Origin of the sequence: Streptomyces sp. NPDC020742, assembly GCF_040641675.1 — a bacterium.
Taxonomy (GTDB): Bacteria; Actinomycetota; Actinomycetes; order Streptomycetales; family Streptomycetaceae; genus Streptomyces.
Genome location: NZ_JBFAEA010000023.1, coordinates 54,106 through 73,508, shown reverse-complemented (window position 1 = coordinate 73,508; position 19,403 = coordinate 54,106). Strand labels below are relative to the sequence as shown.

Annotated in this window: 19 protein-coding genes and 3 pseudogenes; 13 read left to right on the top strand and 9 right to left on the bottom strand. The window is 66.5% G+C overall.

Annotation, left to right across the window (positions count from 1 at the left end):
* Positions 1 to 41: 41 nt before the first annotated feature.
* A complete protein-coding gene (locus AB0G84_RS29215) occupies positions 42 to 839 on the bottom strand; it encodes a TetR/AcrR family transcriptional regulator (protein WP_361327147.1) in 798 nt (265 codons plus the stop codon).
* 204 nt (positions 840 to 1,043) lie between these two features.
* Positions 1,044 to 1,826: a hypothetical protein gene (locus AB0G84_RS29210; protein ID WP_361327144.1), complete on the bottom strand. Its 783-nt coding sequence runs from the start codon at positions 1,824 to 1,826 to the stop codon at positions 1,044 to 1,046.
* A gap of 720 nt (positions 1,827 to 2,546) precedes the next feature.
* Here AB0G84_RS29210 and AB0G84_RS29205 point away from each other — a divergent pair.
* Entirely contained in the window at positions 2,547 to 3,548 is a 1,002-nt protein-coding gene (locus tag AB0G84_RS29205; protein WP_361327141.1) for a tyrosine-type recombinase/integrase, read from the top strand.
* 235 nt (positions 3,549 to 3,783) lie between these two features.
* On the opposite strand, the gene AB0G84_RS29200 is transcribed toward AB0G84_RS29205, so the two are convergent.
* From AB0G84_RS29200 to AB0G84_RS29190, 3 genes are all read right to left on the bottom strand, one after another.
* Positions 3,784 to 4,341, bottom strand: a complete 558-nt coding sequence (locus tag AB0G84_RS29200) for a flavoprotein (protein WP_361327138.1) — start codon at positions 4,339 to 4,341, stop codon at positions 3,784 to 3,786.
* Positions 4,342 to 4,479: 138 nt separating this feature from the next.
* Positions 4,480 to 4,893 carry an NUDIX hydrolase gene (locus tag AB0G84_RS29195; protein ID WP_361327135.1) on the bottom strand — a complete coding sequence of 138 codons (414 nt, stop codon included), beginning with the start codon at positions 4,891 to 4,893 and terminating at the stop codon, positions 4,480 to 4,482.
* Positions 4,890 to 5,549 (bottom strand): NUDIX hydrolase, encoded by a 660-nt coding sequence (locus tag AB0G84_RS29190; protein WP_361327132.1) that lies wholly within the window; start codon positions 5,547 to 5,549, stop codon positions 4,890 to 4,892. The genes AB0G84_RS29195 and AB0G84_RS29190 overlap by 4 nt, the downstream gene beginning before the upstream one ends.
* 402 nt (positions 5,550 to 5,951) lie before the next feature.
* Here AB0G84_RS29190 and AB0G84_RS29185 point away from each other — a divergent pair, with 402 nt between their 5' ends.
* From AB0G84_RS29185 to AB0G84_RS29145, 9 genes are all read left to right on the top strand, one after another.
* Positions 5,952 to 6,461 (top strand): nucleoside-diphosphate kinase, encoded by a 510-nt coding sequence (locus AB0G84_RS29185; RefSeq protein WP_361327129.1) that lies wholly within the window; start codon positions 5,952 to 5,954, stop codon positions 6,459 to 6,461.
* A gap of 79 nt (positions 6,462 to 6,540) precedes the next feature.
* Positions 6,541 to 6,840 (top strand): hypothetical protein, encoded by a 300-nt coding sequence (locus tag AB0G84_RS29180; protein ID WP_018088334.1) that lies wholly within the window; start codon positions 6,541 to 6,543, stop codon positions 6,838 to 6,840.
* Positions 6,841 to 7,003: 163 nt separating this feature from the next.
* Positions 7,004 to 7,588 carry a hypothetical protein gene (locus AB0G84_RS29175; protein WP_361327126.1) on the top strand — a complete coding sequence of 195 codons (585 nt, stop codon included), beginning with the start codon at positions 7,004 to 7,006 and terminating at the stop codon, positions 7,586 to 7,588.
* Between the two features lie 40 nt (positions 7,589 to 7,628).
* The gene (locus AB0G84_RS29170; protein ID WP_361327123.1) at positions 7,629 to 8,393 is read left to right on the top strand and encodes an HD domain-containing protein; all 765 of its coding nucleotides are present in this window, start codon (positions 7,629 to 7,631) and stop codon (positions 8,391 to 8,393) included.
* A 2-nt stretch (positions 8,394 to 8,395) separates the two neighbouring features.
* A complete protein-coding gene (locus AB0G84_RS29165) occupies positions 8,396 to 9,787 on the top strand; it encodes a hypothetical protein (RefSeq protein WP_361327236.1) in 1,392 nt (463 codons plus the stop codon).
* A gap of 58 nt (positions 9,788 to 9,845) precedes the next feature.
* Positions 9,846 to 10,583, top strand: a complete 738-nt coding sequence (locus AB0G84_RS29160; protein ID WP_361327120.1) for a methyltransferase domain-containing protein — start codon at positions 9,846 to 9,848, stop codon at positions 10,581 to 10,583.
* Between the two features lie 213 nt (positions 10,584 to 10,796).
* Complete coding sequence (locus AB0G84_RS29155; RefSeq protein ID WP_361327117.1) at positions 10,797 to 11,393, top strand: ATP-binding protein; 597 nt, start codon at positions 10,797 to 10,799, stop codon at positions 11,391 to 11,393.
* A 1,248-nt stretch (positions 11,394 to 12,641) separates the two neighbouring features.
* Positions 12,642 to 13,145 (top strand): DUF4365 domain-containing protein, encoded by a 504-nt coding sequence (locus AB0G84_RS29150; RefSeq protein WP_361327114.1) that lies wholly within the window; start codon positions 12,642 to 12,644, stop codon positions 13,143 to 13,145.
* A 4-nt stretch (positions 13,146 to 13,149) separates the two neighbouring features.
* Positions 13,150 to 14,283, top strand: coding sequence for a hypothetical protein (locus AB0G84_RS29145; RefSeq protein WP_361327111.1), 1,134 nt, complete (start codon positions 13,150 to 13,152; stop codon positions 14,281 to 14,283).
* A 473-nt stretch (positions 14,284 to 14,756) separates the two neighbouring features.
* Here AB0G84_RS29145 and AB0G84_RS29140 read toward each other — a convergent pair.
* A pseudogene (locus tag AB0G84_RS29140) lies at positions 14,757 to 15,094 on the bottom strand (IS5 family transposase); the annotation flags it as partial.
* 83 nt (positions 15,095 to 15,177) lie between these two features.
* Positions 15,178 to 15,669 carry an SMI1/KNR4 family protein gene (locus AB0G84_RS29135; protein ID WP_361327108.1) on the bottom strand — a complete coding sequence of 164 codons (492 nt, stop codon included), beginning with the start codon at positions 15,667 to 15,669 and terminating at the stop codon, positions 15,178 to 15,180.
* Between the two features lie 345 nt (positions 15,670 to 16,014).
* On the opposite strand from AB0G84_RS29135, the gene AB0G84_RS29130 reads away from it, so the two are divergent.
* Positions 16,015 to 16,620, top strand: coding sequence for a serine hydrolase domain-containing protein (locus AB0G84_RS29130; RefSeq protein WP_361327105.1), 606 nt, complete (start codon positions 16,015 to 16,017; stop codon positions 16,618 to 16,620).
* The gene (locus tag AB0G84_RS29125) at positions 16,613 to 17,311 is read left to right on the top strand and encodes a tectonin domain-containing protein (RefSeq protein ID WP_361327102.1); all 699 of its coding nucleotides are present in this window, start codon (positions 16,613 to 16,615) and stop codon (positions 17,309 to 17,311) included. Before AB0G84_RS29130 ends, AB0G84_RS29125 begins: the two co-directional genes overlap by 8 nt.
* Positions 17,312 to 17,709: 398 nt before the next feature.
* Here the strand turns inward: AB0G84_RS29125 and AB0G84_RS29120 are convergent.
* Both AB0G84_RS29120 and AB0G84_RS29115 read right to left on the bottom strand, forming a co-directional pair.
* Positions 17,710 to 18,003 (bottom strand): annotated as a pseudogene (locus AB0G84_RS29120) (site-specific integrase); the annotation flags it as partial.
* Positions 18,002 to 18,793, bottom strand: a pseudogene (locus AB0G84_RS29115) (FtsK/SpoIIIE domain-containing protein); the annotation flags it as partial. The pseudogenes AB0G84_RS29120 and AB0G84_RS29115, both read right to left, overlap by 2 nt.
* Here AB0G84_RS29115 and AB0G84_RS29110 point away from each other — a divergent pair.
* Positions 18,735 to 19,346 (top strand): UTRA domain-containing protein, encoded by a 612-nt coding sequence (locus tag AB0G84_RS29110; protein WP_361327099.1) that lies wholly within the window; start codon positions 18,735 to 18,737, stop codon positions 19,344 to 19,346. The pseudogene AB0G84_RS29115 and the gene AB0G84_RS29110 sit on opposite strands and share 59 nt — an antisense overlap.
* Positions 19,347 to 19,403: the final 57 nt, after the last annotated feature.

Below are 19,403 nucleotides of genomic sequence, written 5' to 3'. Positions count from 1 at the left end.
CTGGCCTTGATTGACCCGCGCTCACGACGAGCAGTGGCGAACTACATCGGCATTCGGCCTGGACCGCCGTTTCGGCCGCACCCCTGTGACGGTAGGGATTCCAGGCTGCCGGCTTGACGGGTCGGCGGCTGGTACATGTCTCCGAGGCCCATGCCCCCCACCAGTTCCTGCATCAGCAGCTCGAACATGGGCTCCTGGTCGGAGAAGAGAGGGGCAAAGTGCCCGAAGACCTCTAGCGCGATCTGGCCGTAGAGCGACCGCCAGCAGCTCAGCATCACCACCATCGCGCCAGGGGGAAGGTCCACGCCTGTGTCTGCGCTGTAGTCCAGCATCTGCTGCCGCAGCCGCGGATCCATCTCATTCTCGGCGAGAACCGGATATGGGCGCTTCGCCCAGAGCTGCACGAAAATCGAGCCCCAGACGGCGGCAAGGCGCCGTACCCAGGCGCTGGTCAGCTGAGCATGGGCATCGCCGGCGGCTGTGGACGGTGTACCGAACAGCAGGTTGAATTCGGGCTGGTGCGTGAGTGCCCAGTTTCGGAGCCTCCGCACCGGTTCGATCATCCGCATCGCGAAGTTGTCTTCGGGATGGGAATCTGCTGCGGCCCGAAGGGCTTGTACCAGGTCATCGACGATGTCCTCCGAGACCTGGTACACGATCTCTGGCAATCCGCCCTCGAAGTGGTGGTAGAGCGCAGCAGGGGTTACACCGACGCGTCGAGCGATCTCGGCAAGGGTGAGGGCATTGATGCCCTGGTGAGTGATGATGTGGCGAGCAGCGGCTCGCACCTCCGCGGACATCTGAGCTCGCATCCGTTCCCGGCGCTTCGGTGTCCCCATTCGCTCGGCCCTCCTTACACCTTGCGCTCAGGGAGGACGCTACGTCATCGCGTGTACGAGAAGTCGATGTGGTTGCCGAACACGGAAATCCGTCCGCGGACCACGAAGTGCCCTGAGCTTCGGCTGGGCCGGCTGTACAGGAGCTGACGGCGCCGAGGCCAGCCGGCTCCTCAACGGCCGTTGCACTCCCTGTACGGGACGCTGCTATTGCCCGGAAGTACTGGATGGGAGGATCGAGGTCTGGCTGCACCTGGGGTCCTGCGACGCGAAATTGTACGAGTTGACCCCAGGGCACTCGTCTGGATGGAATTCGGAGAAAAGGACCCGATGAGTCCAGCGCCATCTGTCACCAAACCGTTCCATGTAGCTGTACGACGGCTCCCCGGCGCTCTGCCCTGCCTCCGCAAGCTCTGCCCATCTCCCTCGTACCGTCACCTTCTGCAGGCGGCCGGAACCAGCATCGTTCAGCGTTGATGACTCCGAGCTGGCGAACAGTTCATCGACGGCCTCGGCACACGTGCCCGGGGTTGATTGCTCCAGCTTTGCGCGGGAGTCCACAGTCATGAGGGCGCACAGCGTCTCCCCATCGCCCTTCCGCAGCGCCTCGGACGTCGCAGCCCACGCATCGCGTACGCCCGCTTCGCCTGGCTGAGCCCCGATCTCGGAGACGGAGTCTCCGTCTCCCTGCGTGGCCCAGTAGACACCGCCGCCTGTTCCAGCCGCCAGAAGGATCACGATCGCGATCCACCAGTGGCCGCGGCCCCCCTTCTTTGTCGTGTGATGAGTAGTGGTGTTGATGTCCCGGCCCGCGACCGTGCCCGAGTTGTCCCCGCCGATCGATGGGCCGCTTACCGGATTCGTGATGTCCCGGCCGGCCATCATCGCCCCGTCGCCTGCGGTGAACATGATGGAGGGAGGATGCGCAGGAGGCGACGGCACGGGCCGCGCCTGATCGGGCTGCGCTTCGAAGTTTGGTTTCTGTGTCATGAGTTGGGGCTCTCCTCTCCAGCGGATACGTCGCGAAGGTCAGCGCCGGAGAGAACGGAGCCGTCACCCGCAGCCATGTGCACACCCTCACCGGCGTCGACGTGCGAGGAGCCATCACGAGGCGCTTGGGCATGTGACCGCTCGATGCTTCCTTGAGCGAGGAGTGAGCCACGACCGGCGCGCATTGTGATGACCGAGGGCGAGCTGTTCGTGGTCCGCAGAAGGATCACCAGCGGGACCACAGCAGAGATGACACCCGCGATCGCTCCGCAAACGCTCGCCACCTGGTCGGCCTGATCCAGATCGCCAAGGAGTGCCCAAGCGATGAGGCCCACGGCTACGAGCGCCCCGAGGCACACCAGGCCCCAGCACAGATTGCGCTTCCACATCTCTTCTCCCCGCGTGCGCAACGATTCCAACTAAATGGGCTTTAAAAAGTAGCGCACCTTTAAGATCCTTTCCTTAGTTGCGTGCACCGAGAGGGACGCTTGGGCGTGAGCATTCTGTGGCTGCCGCAGTAAACGCCGGATTTACTGCGGCAGCGCCGATACCCTCCCCTCGACTCCCTCCAGTGACCTTGTCGTTCGGTCACTCACCAGGATCGCGATGGCGCGAGGTGTACGCATTACTGCGACAGAGCTGAAGGGCGGACGGGTGGCGATCGAACAGGCAGCCGTGCCGGGGAACGAGGGCGCATTACGATTGCCGCGTGGCCGAGTCGTGCCACTGTCCGCCCCGACCCCGTCGTACGAAGTTGCGGTCGAGCGGTACCTCACCGGTGCGGGCATCGCGAAGTCCTCCGCACGGATCTACCGGATCTCGCTCACCACCTGGGGGTGGATGCTGCGCGGCGAACCGGCACCGACCGGACCGGCCCGCCGCGGCGCCAAGCCCACCCCCTTCCAACTGGCCGCGCTCAACAACCCGGAGCTGCCGCCGGCGCTCGCCGAACTCGCCGCGGCACGGGCGGACGAGATGGACGCCGACACCGTCAATCGCGAACTGTCCATCGCGCGCAAGGCGATCCGCTGGTGGCAGGCCCAGGGCTGGATCGAGGCCGACCCCACGATCGGGATCGAGCGCCGCCCGGCGCCGCCGGACCTCACGAAGGCGCTGTCCAGGCCCCAAATCACCTCCCTATGGCAACTGGACGCGCCCGTGCGGGAGAAGACGTTCTGGAAGCTCCTCTATGAGAGCGCGGCACGGGCGGAGGAAATCCTGTGCCTGAACATTGAAGAGCTGTTCCCTGCCGACAACCGCGGACGCGTCGTCTCCAAAGGCGGCGCCATCGAGTGGATCCACTGGCAGTCCGGCACCGCCCAGCTTCTGCCCCGCCTCATCGCCAGCCGTACGCAGGGCCCGCTCTTCCTCACCGACCGCAGAGCCCCTGCCCGCACGCCGAGCCTGGACATCTGTCCGGCCACCGGCCGCGCGAGACTGTCCTACCGCCGCGCCGAGGAAATCTTCGAGGAGAGCACCCGACTGCTGGCCAACCCCCTCGCCAGCCCCGACGACTTCGACGAGCTGGAAGGCTGGACACTGCACCGGCTCCGCCACAGCGCTCTCACCCACGACGCGGAGGACGGCACGTCCACACCAATGCTGCTGGCCCGCTCACGGCATGCCTCCGTGCGGTCCCTGGAGCGGCACGCACGCCCCGGCGTCGACGCCGTCGCCCGGCACGTCGCAGAGCGTGACCCTGCCGCGCGTCGCCAGACGTGACACCCCAGGCGGCTCGTACGCCAGGCCGTAGCGCCGCAGCACGGCCTGACTGCGGGCGCGTCCACTTCAAGATCATCCCGTGGCCCCACGCTGGGCTTCTCTCGGCGATCCCCTGGAAGGGCACGGCCGGACGTCGTCGCCGCACCCGTCGCCCAGCGCGACCCAGCTGTACGGCGCAAGGGGGCTGAAGGCCAACTATTAGCGGCTTGAGGCTTACCTCGGCGATACCCGTTGATCACGACCGCCCCGACACCGCCGGTGTGAGCAGCTCCAGTGCCTCCTCCCACCGGAAACGGTCGGCCCCGCCGCCGGCCTTCGGCCGATGAGGCTCGCCCCCACCTATCAGGACACCCATCTCGCGCAGCCGGTCCAAGCTCTGCCGGTACGCGGGGTGGGCAGCCTGGGCCGAGTTCAGGTACGGCAGAGCCGCGGTGGGGATACCGAAGCCGTACGCCTCGCACAGGATGCCCACGGCCAGAGTGTCGGATATACCTGCCGCCCACTTGTTGATCGTGTTGAACGTGGCCGGCGCGACCGCGATCGCGTCGGCGGGCGGCAGGGGGCGGGGGTCACCGGGTGAGCGCCAGGCCGAGCGGATGGGGTAGCCGGTCTGAGCCACCACAGCGTTGGCGTCGATGAAGCCGAGTCCCTGCGGGGTAGCAATGACACCGACGTCCCAGTGCGCTTCCTGGGCAGCCGTGATCAGCTTGCCAACGTCACCGGCGATTCCGGCCGCGCACACGACGACGTACAGGAACCGCTTCTTGGTCTGCTGGTCAGGCTGATCGCTCACGCGGGGAGTCCAAGCTGTTGGCAGAAGTGATGCAGTTCAGCCACGGCACGGCTGAGGTCCTTCCCGCTCGCGCAGAAGGATCCGGCTTTCCCCTGTCGCCTCTCAGGCCCTACGCAGGAGACAGCGTGGGGTCGCCGGCTAGCTGGCGAGGGCTGCATCCAGGTACTCCTGCACCGGCCCGAACAGGCCGTACGGGACGTACTCGGGGATCTGGCCGTGGGTCACCCAGGCAAGCTCGGCCAGTTCCTCGGTGTCCGCGACGTGCGCGGTGCCGCTAACCACTTCGCAGGCGGTATAGGACATCAGCCTGCCCGTTGCCGGATGGACACGCTCGCCCAGCAGCTTGACGGCGGAGACGTTCAGCCCGGTCTCCTCCTTGGTCTCCCGCACGGCTGCGTCCTCGCGGGTTTCGCCGGGCTCGACTTCGCCGGCCGGGAACTGCCAGGAGAGCTTCCCCTCACTGACCCGGCGCCGGACCATCAGAACGCGTCCTTCGTGCACGATGATGGCCGCTGCAATGCCGGGTCGCTCATCGGCTGTCTGCTGCGTCACGTCTGCTCCTCCAGGACGGCAAGCACGGGCGGAAAGATCGTATCGACGGGGATGAAACGGGTCACCGCGTTTCTGGGAACCCACATCACGTCGATGTTCTCGACGGCATCGGAGTTGGTGGCCTGGCCTGCGAGGTACTCGCACAGGAAGTATTCGCACAGGACGCCGGTCATCGGGTGAAGCCGGTTTCCGAGATGCTGCCGGATCGCGCAGTGCACGCCGGTCTCGTCCAGCGTTTCTCGCAAGGTCGCCGTCTCGGCCTTGGCACCTGGTTTGATCACGCCTGCCGGGAACTGCCAGCTGAGGCCCGTTGCGTCATCGTCTCGTCGGCAGACCAGTAGCACCTCGCTGTCACGGATGACCACGGCGATCGCGACGCGCAGGGCTTGCGCACCTGCTGGGCCGTGTGCGGACGGGCCCCGTTCACCGGAGACCAGGAGCGCGAACCGCTGTCGTGCTGTTGGCGGGGCCTTCTCGTGGACGGTGTCGAGGAGCTGTTGCATCTCCTTGCGCGGCACTACGCCTGGGTCGGAGTGCCAGGCCGCCACGGTCCGTACCGCGATGCCGAGCCGGGCCGCGAACTGTTCATTGGTGAGGCGCAGAGCGGACTGCAGCAGGCAAGCATGGCGGCCATTCCAGAGCTCGATCACATCCACCTCTACCCCTCCTTCGCCGCCGTCCTCAGTGCAGGAACTTGCGCACTGAAGGTGCACTCCCGCTGCACTGGCGCTTCATGGCTGTCCCGTAGGTGACTCGGAAGAATGATGGTTGCCAGGGCCGAGTGAGCCGCAGGAATCGCCCTGAGCGGCCAATCCGACTGCGCTCCAGAGCGCCGGTTGACCAAAGGGAGAGTCTAGGTGAGCGACCCCAACGAGTAGTCGGGACAACGCACTTGGCTGAAACGAGCCCCTGTTTTCAGCCCTATCGTGCCGCCTTCCGGCGTCCACCATCCGGGGGAAGGTGCGAGCGCCCGGTCGAGCAAGTGGGCGCCGGTAACCTCAGCTACCTGGCGGCTGATGTGCCGTCAATCCCCATGCATACAAGCCGAAAGGGACTCCATGGCTGAGGAACAAGCACACCCCGTTGAGCGCACGCTCGTCCTGCTCAAGCCCGATGCCCTCGTGCGTGGCCTGGCGGGAAGGATCCTCACCCGGTTCGAGGAAGCCGCGCTGAAGATCGTCGGCACCAAGATGAAGTGGATGGACGAGGAATTCACCCGGCGGCACTACTTCGACCTGGAGGAGCGGCTGGGATCGGACGTCTACCGCGTCACGTCAACGTTCATGCAGCAGGGGCCGGTCATCGCTCTGGTGCTGGAAGGGTTCGACGCCATCGCCACGGTGCGGAAGATCGTCGGCAGCACGTACCCGAACGAGGCGCCGGCGGGGACGGTGCGGGGCGACTTCTCGCACTACAGCGCCGCGGGCAGCATCGCCTCGGGCAAGGCCGTGGCCAACCTCGTGCACGCCTCCGGCAACAAGGAGGAAGCGCAGCAGGAGGTCGAGCTGTGGTTCGACAAGGACGAGCTGCACGACTACAAGACCCTCGCGGAGATCTACACCTACTAGCGGCGGGTTACAGCGTCACCACGGGGACGCCGATGCGTTGAGCACCACCAGTGCACGACCGAACTTCAGAGGGGAAACCATGACCATCCAGACCCGCCTGGCCTCCGCCGAGGAGCTGGAGTCCGTCTTCCAGCGCGAACTGACGACAGACCGGTGGGCCGCCACCGAGACCGCGTACGCCCTGGCAGTACGCCACCGCGACCTGGGAGACCGGCCCAAGTCCCGTGAGTGGGTACAGCAGTGCCTGCGGCTCCTGGAAGGCTTCCCCAGCGACACCGAAGAGCAGGTGGCCACCAGCCGAACCTCGGTGGGCGGTGTCCAGCTCCCCACCTACCTGCACGAAGGCGTAGTCCGGGAACGCTTCGGCGACCTGGACTGACCAGTGATCCATCCGGCGGGGTGGTGAGCCGGGCCGAGTAACGGCCCCACCGCCCCGCCCTGACCCACAACCGCATAAGCAGCAGCCGCCCGAACCGGCTACCCACCCCCTTGGCGCCGGTCCGGCTGGCTCAGTCATGCCTGATTCAGGAGGCGATACCCCCATGCCCATCGAGATCGAGATGCGTGCCCGCTTCGGCAAGGAGACCCGTGACCAGCTCGTCGACCGTCTGAAAAGGGACGGCGAGGACCTGGGCCCCGACGACAAGCACATCTACTTCTACGTACTGCCGGACCAATTGCTGAAGGTCACCGACAACACGGCCGCCGGCACCGCCAAGATCACCCTCAAGGGAAGCAGGATCGGCCAGGGCGCCGCATTCGCGGAGACGGAGTTCGCCATCGCCCCGGCCGACGTGGGCGCCGCGGTGAAACTGTTCAACGCTCTCGGGTTCGAGGAAGCGATGCACGAGGCGTCCAATCTCCGGCACAACTTCCGCTTCGACGGTGTCGAGATCGCGGTCAAGTGGAGCGAGGCATGGGGATACCACGCCGAATTCGAGGTCCTGCTGGACGACGCCGCTCCCGACGCCGCTCGTGCCGAGGCAGCCGCCAAGATCACGGACGTCGCCGATGAGCTGGGCGTCACCCTGATGACCGAGCAGGAGCTGGCCGAGTTCACCGCCGCCTTCGAAGCCGCTGAGAAGGAACGCAAGGAGCGCGAGCGGCAGGCCGCGCCGATCCGGTAGGAACACGTCACCGCGGAGACCACCGAGGGGGTGGGCACTGATGAGCACGACCCCAACGACCGCAAGCCTGATCGACCTTGCTGCCCGAGGGCAGCTACCACTTCACCAGTACATGGACCGGGCCACCATCGACTGGATCACCACCCATCGGCCTGACCTCCAGCCCTCACCGCAACCGGCCCTTCGGCCGATCGCGCAGTACCTCCTGCGGCGGACCGGACTACCACGCGACTGGATGGCCGAGCCCCGTCTGTACGAATCGATCCACGGTGTCCGGCACGCCATGCGCACCGCAACACTGGCCGCCGTCCTCGCCGAGGCGAACGGCTTGGACGACGCCGACACCACCACCGCCATCGTTGCCGCCGCCGTCCACGACTGCCAGCGCCATCACGACAAGGACGACCGCGGACACGGGGAACGCGCGGCGATATGGCTCGCTGCCAATGCGGACACCGTCTGGGGCCGCTTCGACCTCACGGCCACACCGCGCCGCGTCACAAGGGCCGCCACCGCCATCCGACTGCACGACGTGCCCTACGGCGCATTCAGCCCCGACGACCAGGCCGACTACCTGCGGGCCCAGATCATCTGCGACACGGTGAAGGCCGCCGATGCCCTGGACCGATACCGCCTGCCGAAGACCAGGTGGTGGCCGAACGCCCAGCACGTCAAAGAGCCCGCCTTCGACACGTTCCGCAGCCTCGCTTTCGACCTCGTGACCATCTCCGAGAAGGCCCACCTTGCCGGTGCCCACAGCCCGGCGGCCGTCCTGTACGCGCTTGCAGAGAAGGAGCTGGCGTGACCATGGACTTCCTCGACGCCTACCACCTCTGGGCCGACGCCCACGCTTTCTACGACACCACCCTCATCCCCAGCCCTGCCGACACAAACGACCCGCTGTCCCGGCAGTCGGCAACCTGGGACGAGCGGCTCGCCGCCACACCGAATGGGCCCCTGCTGCGGCAGAACTCCCTCTTCGACGCCCTCAACGGAAACGGCACACTGCACCTCCTCCACGTCACCCACGCCCTGGAGCAGATCAACGAGCAAGGCGTCCTCTACCCGTCCGGCGGCTGCCTCGTCGGCAGCATCTACTGCGCCCCGCTCACGGCTACGGACCGGGGCCTGCGGATGCACAACCTGGCCGCGTACGTCCTGACCAAGGAGGCGCCGGCCTTCCTGGCCAAGCTCGGCGTCACCGACCGGGTACCCACCCCGCTGATCTTCGAGATCAACACCCCACCGCAGGCGTACCAGGGCCTGGCGGGAGTGGACTATCTCCGGCTGGGCCTCATCCACTTACGGATCTACTGCCACCTCGAATACCTGCTGAGCAAGAGCGAGCGCCACCGCTTACGCGAGACCATCGTGGCCAGGGTGAAGAACTCCGCCGCCTTCCTCGCCACCGCGGCGGCCGTGGCCTACCGAGGCACGCGCATCGCCGCCAGGCCCTTCCTCGACCTGCTCGACGAGACCATCCCCCGCTTACCGATCCTCGGCTACCTGTACTTCGAGGCTCTGGCGGAGTACCTGATGCTCCACTCAACCTCGCAGCCCACACGACGCCTGGCTGACATCGGAGAGCTGAACAACTGGCTCTACAAGGAGATGCTCTTCGCCTCCTACCCGAACATGGCCAGCAAGTTCGACCTCGCGAGGTTCCGCCCCAGGCCCAGCCAGCTGGCCGACCTCATCCACCAGGTCGACCCGACCATCGAGATCAACCACGCGACCCACTACCTGGTCGAACGCATCAGCCACCTCGTCGCAGCCCGGCTCTTCGCCCCCGGAGAGGCCCCGGAAGCCTGGCACCACAAACGCTGGGAATTCGACGCCCTCTCCACCCAGCTCGGCCCCCTGCTGGGCCACCTCATCCACCGGGAACTGCGCACCTTCGGCCGCTACCCCGACTTCTACTTCTACTTCGACCAGTACAAGGCCCTGCAAGCCTGGAACTACTGGAACCACATGGACATCGTCGCCCCGTTCAACGGCACGATGCCCAAGGGCGAGATCGGCATCAACCCCGCCTACCCCAACCTCGACTACCGCATCTGGCGCGCCGAACAGGACGACGCCGGCCACCTCCACCCGGCCGAGCAGCTCTCCCTGACCATCGCCCCGCGGCTGGTGGACATCAAGTACACGCTCATGCGCAACAACCAGTGGACCGCCCCGGCGCCCAGCGCCGCGTAACCCCCACTGCCCTCACCAACAGCTGCTCTGCTGCCTCTTCTTCCCCAGGAGCCCCGCCATGAGTTACTTCGGCATGCCCTCCGTCGATCTCCTCGGCGAGCAGATCGACGCCCTACTGGGCGCCCCCTCCACCACCCACGGCCTGGCCCGAGCACTTCGTGCTGCCGCCTGGGAGATCGAACTCCACCGCTACCACCACGCCAGCCAGCGCGCCTGGCCCGACGGCCGCATCGACCAGAAACCCTCCAAAGTCCAGATCGGCGGCGGAACCCACCGCATCGAGGACTTCTTCAACATCGACGCCGTCCCGCCGGCCGACCTCCTCTGGGACGTCCGCGAAGGCATCCCCCTGCACGACGACACCGTCGAGCTGATCTTCTCCGAGCACTTCCTGGAGCACATCGACTACCCCCGCTCCGCCAAGAACTACGTCCGCGAGGCTCACCGCGCACTCACACCGGGCGGCAAGATCATCACCGGCGTCCCCGACGCCGCCTTCGCGCTCAGCCAGTACCCCGGACCGCTGAACCCCACCGACGAGATGGTCGAGCGCTGGTACGCCAAGCGCGACTGCCGCAACGACATCAACACCCGGCTCGACCTGGTCAACCTCGTCTTCCGGGACCAGGACGATGACCCCAGGTACACCCCGCACCTCTGGGCCTACGACTACGAGAAGCTCGTCCAGCTCTTCACCGAAGCAGGCTTCGCCACCGTAGAGCCGTGGACCTTCGACCCCACGATCGCAAACCCGAAGCGTCGCTGGGGCAGCGTCTACGTCGTCGCCACGAAGTAGCGACGACGTAGACCACCGATCACCCGGATAGCGACTTCCCCGGCCTCACTCCCCCTGGGCTCTGCCGTACCGACAACGGTCGGCATGCGGCGCCCACCACGCACAGCCGTCCCCGCTGAGGGAGGCATCCCCCCGTGAATCACGTCGGCCTGCCGCTCAGGGGCTCCCCTCGCCTCAACCCCCGGTCTGAAGAACCGTCGAAGGGTCTCTGTCATGCGCTGCCATAGCCAAAGCTTCCTTCTGGTCCGCGATCCGACCTCGGTGCCGATCAGCCGTCGCCGTCTCCAGGATCTGGTGAAAAAGTGGGGGCTCCGCCTCGACGAATCCTCCGATACCGCATTGACCGTCATCACCTCGGAACTGGTCACCAACGCGGTGCGGCACGGCACCGGCACGGTACTCAGCATCACGGTGTCCGCCAACCTCAGCCGACGGCGAATCCTCGTCGAGGTCTACGACGGTTCGCTCGTCCTCCCTGTGCCTCACTGGGCCGATTCCGAGGACGAATCCGGGCGCGGTATGGCACTCATCGACCGCCTGTCCCTCTGCCACGGGGCCGAGCACACCACCTGCGGCAAATGCGTCTGGGCAGAGATCGCCATGCCCCCACAGCGAGTCACCCGTCAACGGCTCATTCTCCGCCCTCGACGGGCCGCCCGAGCTATCGCCCGCCGTTTGGGCACAGCCCGCCAGCCCCTGACGACCGTACGTGCAGGAAACCGTGCTGGTCACGGGCGCCGTTCGTCGGCTGTTACGCACAGATCCTCAGCCCTGCGGCCTGGTCCCCGAGCACCCGCCGCAGATCCGTGACACCGGGGTGGCCCTCCGTGGCTGCTGAGCTCGGCGGCCTCTAGGCGGTGGATACCTGGACCGGGCGTCGCTCCCACGACGTGGACAGCGCCCTATGGCCAAGGAAACGGGATACGACACAGTCGTGCGTCCCCCCTGGCACGATCTCGCAGGCCCCAGCGGAAGAGCACCACATGGCGATCATGGTTGTTCGCTGACTATGACAGGCAGCTGCCACACCGGCGATGGGCGACGAGAGTCGTATCCCCCTCCGTGGCCTGCACAGGGCGCGTGGGGCCGATGTTCTCCCACAGCCCCTTCGCCGGCCGTGGGATCCATCCCCACCCTGCGTCTCGATGACTCTCCTCCGGATGGTGGTTGCACGCGTCCGGAAGGTGAGCCACCCCGTGTGGAGAGATCAGAATCCTGTCGGGAGGAGCAACGCGCTGTTGCCCGACCCGCAGGGAAGCGGCTGTGCCGTCGGCCCGCGGAGCCGAGCCGTCTGTTGGGCAGTCGCAGCCTTCCCCGATGTACAGATCACAGCGGTCACACCTCTTGGCAGCCATGCTGGCCATGGTGACATCTACGTCTGACAGGCACGTGTCGTTCTCCACATCACTGCCTATCGCCCGTGCTCATACCGGTACCTAACCAAGGGCCCAAGGTCCCTCAACGAAGCTGGCAGGGGTCATCCCGGCCCCTGAAGGCAGTGCTCGCAGCGTGCACCGCGGGATCGCCACAACTGCTCCCCAAAGCGGCCGGCGAGCGGGGCGTGGCTGTAGGGGACAAGGCAACGCGAGTAGGCCAGCCCCGGCGAGGCATACCGCCGTAGCGCCGAAAGGTGATCACACTCCACCAGTACGTCAGCCGCCAGCGGTGAGCTGAACCAGCGGCCAGACGACAGCGATGCCCTCAGGCGATCTTCGAGAGTGGTTCACGGCTGGGGTTGCCCCAGCCCACTCACCAGGTAACGAGCCATCGGAGCAGTAGCCCTATTTCGGGGGTTCTCCATGAGACGCCTGGGACTTCTCACCGAAGCCGACGGTACTGCGCCTTCTACACGTCAACGTCAGCTGAGCCATCCGCAGTGAACTCCACTGTCAGACCTCGCTGGTAAACAAAGGAATAGGGTCATGCGTTCGATTTAAGGGGTGGCTCATGTACAACGCTCAGGTCCTAGTCGGCACTGACATGCACATTCCGCAGGCACTATTCCCCCCTCGACCTCGTCCCCCTATCCTCACGATCACGCGATGGGGAGGGGCGCCGGTGGCGGCAGACGCGACGAGCTGGCAAAAGGAGCAAGTCAGCCGTGCTTACGTGCACGCGCTCGCCACGCAGGGCGGCTACACGATCTGCGACTGGAACGTCGACAAGGACGGCGTCGACATCACCCTTCGCTCGCGCGGTCTGATGGTGGACATCCAGCTCAAGTGCACGCAGAGCCCGCGTGCCGTCCGCGGCGGATACAGCTTTGCGCTCGACGTCGAAACGTACAACAAATTACGCAACCCAGAACGCTCTGCTCCCGGCCACCTCGCCTTGCTGATCGTCCCGCCGGACATCGGCCGCTGGGTGACCCACCAGCCGGAATCGATCGTCCTGGCCTGCCACGGCTACTGGGCCTCCCTTCAGGGTATGGCCGAGGCGAATAGCAGTGTCACCACGGCGATCCATTTGCCCGAACACCAGTCGCTCACGGTGAAGGCCATGGGCACCATGTTCGACGCGGCGCGCCGCATGACGAATGCCGCTGGCTGGGGGGTGAACTGACGTGATGCACAGCAAGCTCGACTTCGCTCCCGAGGAGATCCGCAGCTACCTCAAGGTCACCGGCTGGTCTCCTGTGTCCGGCGGGCCCCTCGCCGAACTGTGGAGCCTGCCCGGGCCGGCCGAAGAAGTCGTTCTGGTCCCGATGAAACCCGGTGCCCCAGACTTCGACAAGCGGTCCCGCATCCTCGTGGAGGATCTGGCCCGGATCGAATCTCGGACGGTGCACGCCGTGCACTCCGCCATCGCGACCATCTACCACGATGTCACCGACCTCAGGGCCTCCCACCCGTCCCTGAGCGACGGCTCCATTCCGCTAGAGGCTGGGTACGAGCTGTTCCTCTCCGCCAGACGCCTGCGCGTGGCATCGGCAGCAGCGGCGATCCGTCGTCAGGGGCACTTCCGCAACTTCCCCACCCGGGCCCGCGACCAGGCCCGCGAGGTTCGACTGGGCCAGACTCGCCGCGGCTCGTACATCGTTCCCATCATCAGCCAGGCCCGTTCTCCAGAAGACGTATACGCCCCTCAGCAGGAGCACATCGACATCCAAGTCGAAGAGACGCTCTTCGACCGGCGCGTCACCGCCACCATGTCCCGTGCCCTCGGTGTGCTGGAGGAGATGGCCAGCGCCGAAAGGGAACCCACGCCCAGCGAGATCGCCGACTCGGTCGGCGAAGGCGTCTCGTACGAGCTATGCCAGGCACTCAGCAAAGTGGTCAAGTCCGACTCCGTCGCCGCTCTAGACATCACCTTCAACTGGTCTCAAGTTGCGGCCCCACCTCCCGGTTCCTCGCCTCGCGTCGAGTTCAACGAGGCCGCGATCAACATTGTGAATCGCGTATCAAACCACCTGAAGACCCAGCTCTACACCCACGAGCACATCATCTACGGCGTCATCACCGACCTCAGCCGACGTCCTGAGGACGAGACCGGCCGGGTAGGCATTGAAACGCTGATCAAACGGCGCCGCAGGACGGTCTGGATCGACCTCCCTGACAGGAACTACCACCAAGCAGTCCGCTGCCATGACCTAGGCGTCCCGGTGCGCGTTCGGGGCGTACTCAGTAGCCCACCAGGCGGGCACGCCACCATGGAAGTCAGTGAATTCGGCCCAGACCCGTCGCTGGGCACGAACGAGTGAACGCCTCGGCAGCGAGCCACTTCGCGATGGATTGGGGTGCGCCCGCGCACGAGGGCTTGCAGTCAAGCTCTGCGCCTCGCGTATGGAACCGGCCACCTCGCATCTGCAAATCAGAGGCTGGGCCCTCCACACCTTGTGGCTTCCTCGCCATCAATGACCGATCGCGGCGGCACGCAGAGAGGTGCAATGTGCGCGTGCCCTATCCGTGCCCAACAGAGCAGACAATCACGGTCACTAGCGGTGCAATCACACCCGCTCCGGAGCCCCCGTCAGTCTGCATTCCTCCAGGCCAGGTGTAGTTCCGTCTCTCAAGCCCCGTTGATTCCCAAGCTCAGAGCGCGGGTTCGATTCCCGTCACCCGCTCCATAGTTGAGGCCCAGGTCAGTGACCTGGGCCTTGTTTGTTGTCTGGACCAGTTCAGGCGTCGCGCATCAGATCCGCACCAGAAGGCTCACCGGAAGGCTTCTGGTAGGCCTGCGGGCGCCGGCCGCGTGCTGGTGGGCTCGCACGATGGTGGAGTCGACGGAGATGTCCCAGTCGATGCCGTCGGCCGCGTGCGCTTCGGCCTGGACCTGCTGGAGCAGGCGTTCCCAGGTTCCGTCGGCTGACCACAGCCGGTGCCGCTCGTGGACCGTCTTCCACGGCCCGAACCGTTCGGGGAGGTCTCGCCACTGAACACCGGTCCGCACCCGGCGCAGAATCCTCCGGTCACCTGCCGGTGATCCCGCCACCGGCCACAACGCCTATTGCTGACCGGCAGGAACGGCCGCAGCCGTTCCCACTCGGCATCCGTCAGATCACCCCGCCCCATGACACGTAGAACGATCCGATCGAATGAAGGTCGCGTGATCGACCGGGCAAGTCCTAGCCGCCGCCCCGGGCGTGCGCGACGCCTCAGGTGACCGCGTCCGACGCGTGCTTCGCCATCGCGGCGAAGTCCTCGTACGGTTCGGGGTCCCCGCCGTGGCCGGGCCACCACTCGTACGCGGTCCACTCGCCGTCCTCCCCGACGCTGTCCGCGTCCAGAAGCCAGTTGCCGCCGCTGCCGCCCTCGTCGACGGAGATCAGCAGGCACCGCCTGAGTATCGCGGGCTCCTCGGTGAAGTCCTCCAGTTCCTCCCACACTTCGAGGAGGTCGGCCGCCTTGTCGGCGAACCACCCGATCTCCTCGACCTCCAGCAGGTCGAGGAGGCCGATCGAGTTCCAGCCGTCACTGGTCAGCAGGAAGTTGCGGTAGCTCGGGGGAAGGCGAACCCCGAGCCGCTCCTCGGCGGCGGCGACGGCCGCCTCGCTCGCCGGTTCGCAGCCGAGCCACCCGGCTTCCCGGTGCGCTTCGGTGAACCACGGTGCCCTGCGTTCATCCAGAGCAGCCCGGAACTCCTTCAACGCGAAGGACTTGGCGCTGTACGCGCTGAGGAACTCGCGCCACTCGGAGACAGTCAGTGGGGTGGTCGGGCACCTGACGGAACTCCTTCGGCGATGCGTTGCGATGATCCTGGCACCCGCCACTGACAGGACGCCCCGGAGGTCACGCCGCTGAACACCGGTCCGCACCCGGTGAACCCGGCTGCCTCACTACCCTGACCAACAGGGCACCCACGGCACACGACCGGGAGACCATGACGCTCGATATCGACAGCATCGACAAACTCCTGCATGCCGGCGTCGGCGACAAGGTCTACCCCGGTGCCGTCTGGGCCCTCGGTGACGCCACCGGCACAAAGGCGAACGGTGCCGTCGGGCTACTCGACCGATGCAGCCCGGCCGATGCGACTCGACACGATCTTCGACGTCGCCGGCCTCACCAAGGTCCTCGCCGTCCGGGCATCGATCGGCACCCTCGTCGAGGACGGGAAACTCCAACTGGACGAGCCACTGTGCGCCTTCTGGCCCGAGGTCAACGGCCACCCGCTCGGTCAGGCCACCGCCCATCACCTCCTGACGCACGCCGCCGGCCTCCCCCTCCGGGCCAACCTCAAGAACCTCTACGGAGGCGACGCCCAGGGCATCCGTGACGGAGTCCTCCACGAGGCCCTGCACCGCCCGCCCGGCGAGGCCGGGGGTAGCGGGCACCACGTGCCCGGCCCCGGCAGCCCGGCTACGCCAGGTCGCCGGAGGGCCTCCGTTCTGGGCCTTGTGGGTTACGGCGTTTCCGGTCTCCTGCTTGCGATGGAGGCGCGCCGCTGCCTGGACATACTGGGCGCTAAAGCGAACAAACAGCGATTTTTGGATTATCTCAGCAGTCAATCCGTATATCTGGTCGTTTGGGTGGACCTGTCGAGTACCAGATTCCTCCTTGCAACGTTCGAGCCAAGGAGGGGACACGAACATGGCTGACTGGAAGCAAGTCTCTGGCGGTCTCACGACGATCTCGGTCGGGTCCAGGACTCATGTGTGGGGTGTGAACTCCCTGGGCCAGATGTACCGGTACACCGGACACGACGCCAACCCTTGGGTCGGCATCCCCGGCAAGGCCGTGGACATCGGCGTGGCTGCCGACGGCACCGTCTGGCACGTCAATTCTGCCGGGGGGATCTACCGCTACACCGGGGATCAGGGCTCCACCGACTGGGTTGCCGTCTCCGGTGGCCTCACCCGCATCTCGGTCGGCTCCAGGACCCACGTGTGGGGTGTGAACTCCCTGGGCCAGATGTACCGGTACACCGGACACGACGCCAACCCTTGGGTCGGCATCCCCGGCAAGGCCGTGGACATCGGCGTGGCTGCCGACGGCACCGTCTGGCACGTCAATTCTGCCGGGGGGATCTACCGCTACACCGGGGATCAGGGCTCCACCGACTGGGTTGCCGTCTCCGGTGGCCTCACCCGAATCTCCGTCGGATCCAGGACCCACGTGTGGGGGGTGAACTCCCTGGGCCAGATGTACCGGTACACCGGACACGACACCAACCCCTGGGTCGGCATCCCCGGCAAGGCAGTGGACATCGGCGTGGCCGCCGACGGCACCGTCTGGCACGTCAACTCCGACGGCGCGATCTACCGCTACACCGGAGACCAGCCGAGCTGACTCTTAGCTGCGACCAGGAGGCCCCGGACGGCAAGGCGTGGCGGGACGATGTGGAAGCCCCTGGAGGCTTAGCAGCGTTGCGTGCGCAATCTGACGGTACGGCGGGCTCCTGGAAGCCATCCTTCATCACCGACCGGCAGCCAAAGACGCCACACCACAAGTGTCGCGAACGGCCGTGCCCCATCCGTGCCCTTCAGCCCGGTCAACACCGGTCACGAGGGGCACGACGGGACACCGCAGGACGACGCAGGCAAGCAACATTTCCCCAGGTCAGCGCCGAATGATCGTCCCAGGCCCCGTTGATTCCCAAGCTCAGAGCGCGGGTTCGATTCCCGTCACCCGCTCCATAGTTGAGGCCCAGGTCAGCGACCTGGGCCTTGTTTGTTGTCTAGACCGGGCTAAGCGTCGCGCACCAGATCCGCACCAGAAGGCTCTCCGGAAGACGCCTGACGGGCCTTGCTGCGGGCGGCCCGCACGAGGTCGTCCAGCCCGCTCGCGACTTCCTGCTGCCGCTCAAGATCCGAGTGCTGATAGATGAGTGCCGCCTTCTCCGAGGACTGGCCAGCGCGGACCATCGTGTCCTTGAGGGTGGCCCCGGATCGCGTCGCCAGTGTGTGACCGGTGTGACGAAGGTCGTAGAAGCGGAGGCCCTCCGGCATGCCGACGGTCGCCCGTGCCTTGCGCCATTTCCGCGGTGATGGTCCGGTCCCTGCGCTTCTCCTCCTCCTTGGAGGTGAAGAGCGCAAGTTCGGCCACCTCGTCCACCAGGACGACAACGGGAGGCGGACGCAGATCCTCGGCCAGGTCCCAGATGTCGGCGGCGATCTCCGCGTCGGGGACGTCCACACTGATGCGCTGTTGTTCGCGGATGAGTTGATAGACGGACTCCATGTGGGACACCAGCGCTTCGAGCAGTTCGAGAGCGGTGTCCTGGTCGTCCGCGAGGGCGGAGAAGCGGCGGGCGAGCGGGAACAGCTCAACACCCTGCTTGCAGTCGATACCGACGAGTGCGACGTCCTGAGCGGCGAGACCGGCCACCAAATTGCGCTGGTAGACGGACTTGCCCGACTCGGTGGCCCCGAGCGTGAGTCCGTGCGGGACGGTCCGGTAGTCGCGGTAGTGGACCGATCCGTCCTCCCGCAGCGCGACGGGGACACGCATCGGTGCGCGATCGACCTTGGCGGGCATCTGCACGCGCCGGAGAACGTCGTAGCCCGTCATCCGCACTTCGACGACGCCGGAGCGGATCTCCCGGGCGGTGACGCCGTACACCCCGAAGGAGTGCCGGAGCCGGTCGGTGGCGGCGGAGACGTCGAACGCGTCCTGGCCGGGCCGGAGTTTGAGCCGCAGGACGAGCCCAGTACGGGTCGGCCGGAGGCGGAGGATGCGCGGGGCACGCGACTCGGGGGCCGGGCGGTCGGTCATGCGGGAGAGCGCGAGCCGCCAGCGCGGGGGCGGGACGGTCAGACCGCAGGCGTCCATCGTCGCCGCCCCTCGTCAGCGTGTACGCATGGTCCGCTCCTCGGCGCGCGAGCAGCCTGACGGCTCCCCATTTCGCGCGGACATGAAGGCCGTGGGCAAGCTGGGGGATTGGGAAAGCCGGACCGAGGCGAAGGTGCCGGCGCCGGCTGAGATCGCGGCACGCCTCGGTATCGGCGAGGGTGAGCTGTGCGTCCGCACCGTGTACGAGTTCCTCGCCGACGGGAAGCCGGTGCAGCTGTCGACGAGTTGGGAGCCGTACGACCTCACCGGCGGCACGCTCGTCGTTCTCCCGGAGGGTGGGCCGCACGCCGGCGTGGGCGTGGTGAACCGCATGGCCGAGATCGGCATCACGGTCAGCCACGCTGTCGAGCAGCCCGAGCCGCGGCAAGCGGATGCCGAGGAAGCGTCGCTCCTCGGCATCCAGAAGGCCAGTCTCGTCACGCACATCCGGAGGACGTACTACAGCGACGAGGGACGGCCCGTGGAGACGGCGGACATCGTCGTCCCTGCGGCCCTGTGCGAGATCGTTTACGAGATCCCCGTCAGCCGCTAGGGGGCCGGGCGCTCGCCGCCCGATATTGCCGCACGCCCAGGGACCTGTCCGATGGGA

Excerpts from the sequence above, each read along its gene's own strand:
- AB0G84_RS29215 (WP_361327147.1), bottom strand. The coding sequence starts at position 839 with ATGGGGACACCGAAGCGCCGGGAACGGATGCGAGCTCAGATGTCCGCG.
- AB0G84_RS29210 (WP_361327144.1), bottom strand. The coding sequence starts at position 1,826 with ATGACACAGAAACCAAACTTCGAAGCGCAGCCCGATCAGGCGCGGCCC.
- AB0G84_RS29185 (WP_361327129.1), top strand. The coding sequence starts at position 5,952 with ATGGCTGAGGAACAAGCACACCCCGTTGAGCGCACGCTCGTCCTGCTC.
- AB0G84_RS29180 (WP_018088334.1), top strand. The coding sequence starts at position 6,541 with ATGACCATCCAGACCCGCCTGGCCTCCGCCGAGGAGCTGGAGTCCGTC.
- AB0G84_RS29175 (WP_361327126.1), top strand. The coding sequence starts at position 7,004 with ATGCCCATCGAGATCGAGATGCGTGCCCGCTTCGGCAAGGAGACCCGT.
- AB0G84_RS29170 (WP_361327123.1), top strand. The coding sequence starts at position 7,629 with ATGAGCACGACCCCAACGACCGCAAGCCTGATCGACCTTGCTGCCCGA.
- AB0G84_RS29165 (WP_361327236.1), top strand. The coding sequence starts at position 8,396 with ATGGACTTCCTCGACGCCTACCACCTCTGGGCCGACGCCCACGCTTTC.
- AB0G84_RS29160 (WP_361327120.1), top strand. The coding sequence starts at position 9,846 with ATGAGTTACTTCGGCATGCCCTCCGTCGATCTCCTCGGCGAGCAGATC.
- AB0G84_RS29155 (WP_361327117.1), top strand. The coding sequence starts at position 10,797 with ATGCGCTGCCATAGCCAAAGCTTCCTTCTGGTCCGCGATCCGACCTCG.
- AB0G84_RS29145 (WP_361327111.1), top strand. The coding sequence starts at position 13,150 with ATGCACAGCAAGCTCGACTTCGCTCCCGAGGAGATCCGCAGCTACCTC.
- AB0G84_RS29125 (WP_361327102.1), top strand. The coding sequence starts at position 16,613 with ATGGCTGACTGGAAGCAAGTCTCTGGCGGTCTCACGACGATCTCGGTC.
- AB0G84_RS29110 (WP_361327099.1), top strand. The coding sequence starts at position 18,735 with ATGCGGGAGAGCGCGAGCCGCCAGCGCGGGGGCGGGACGGTCAGACCG.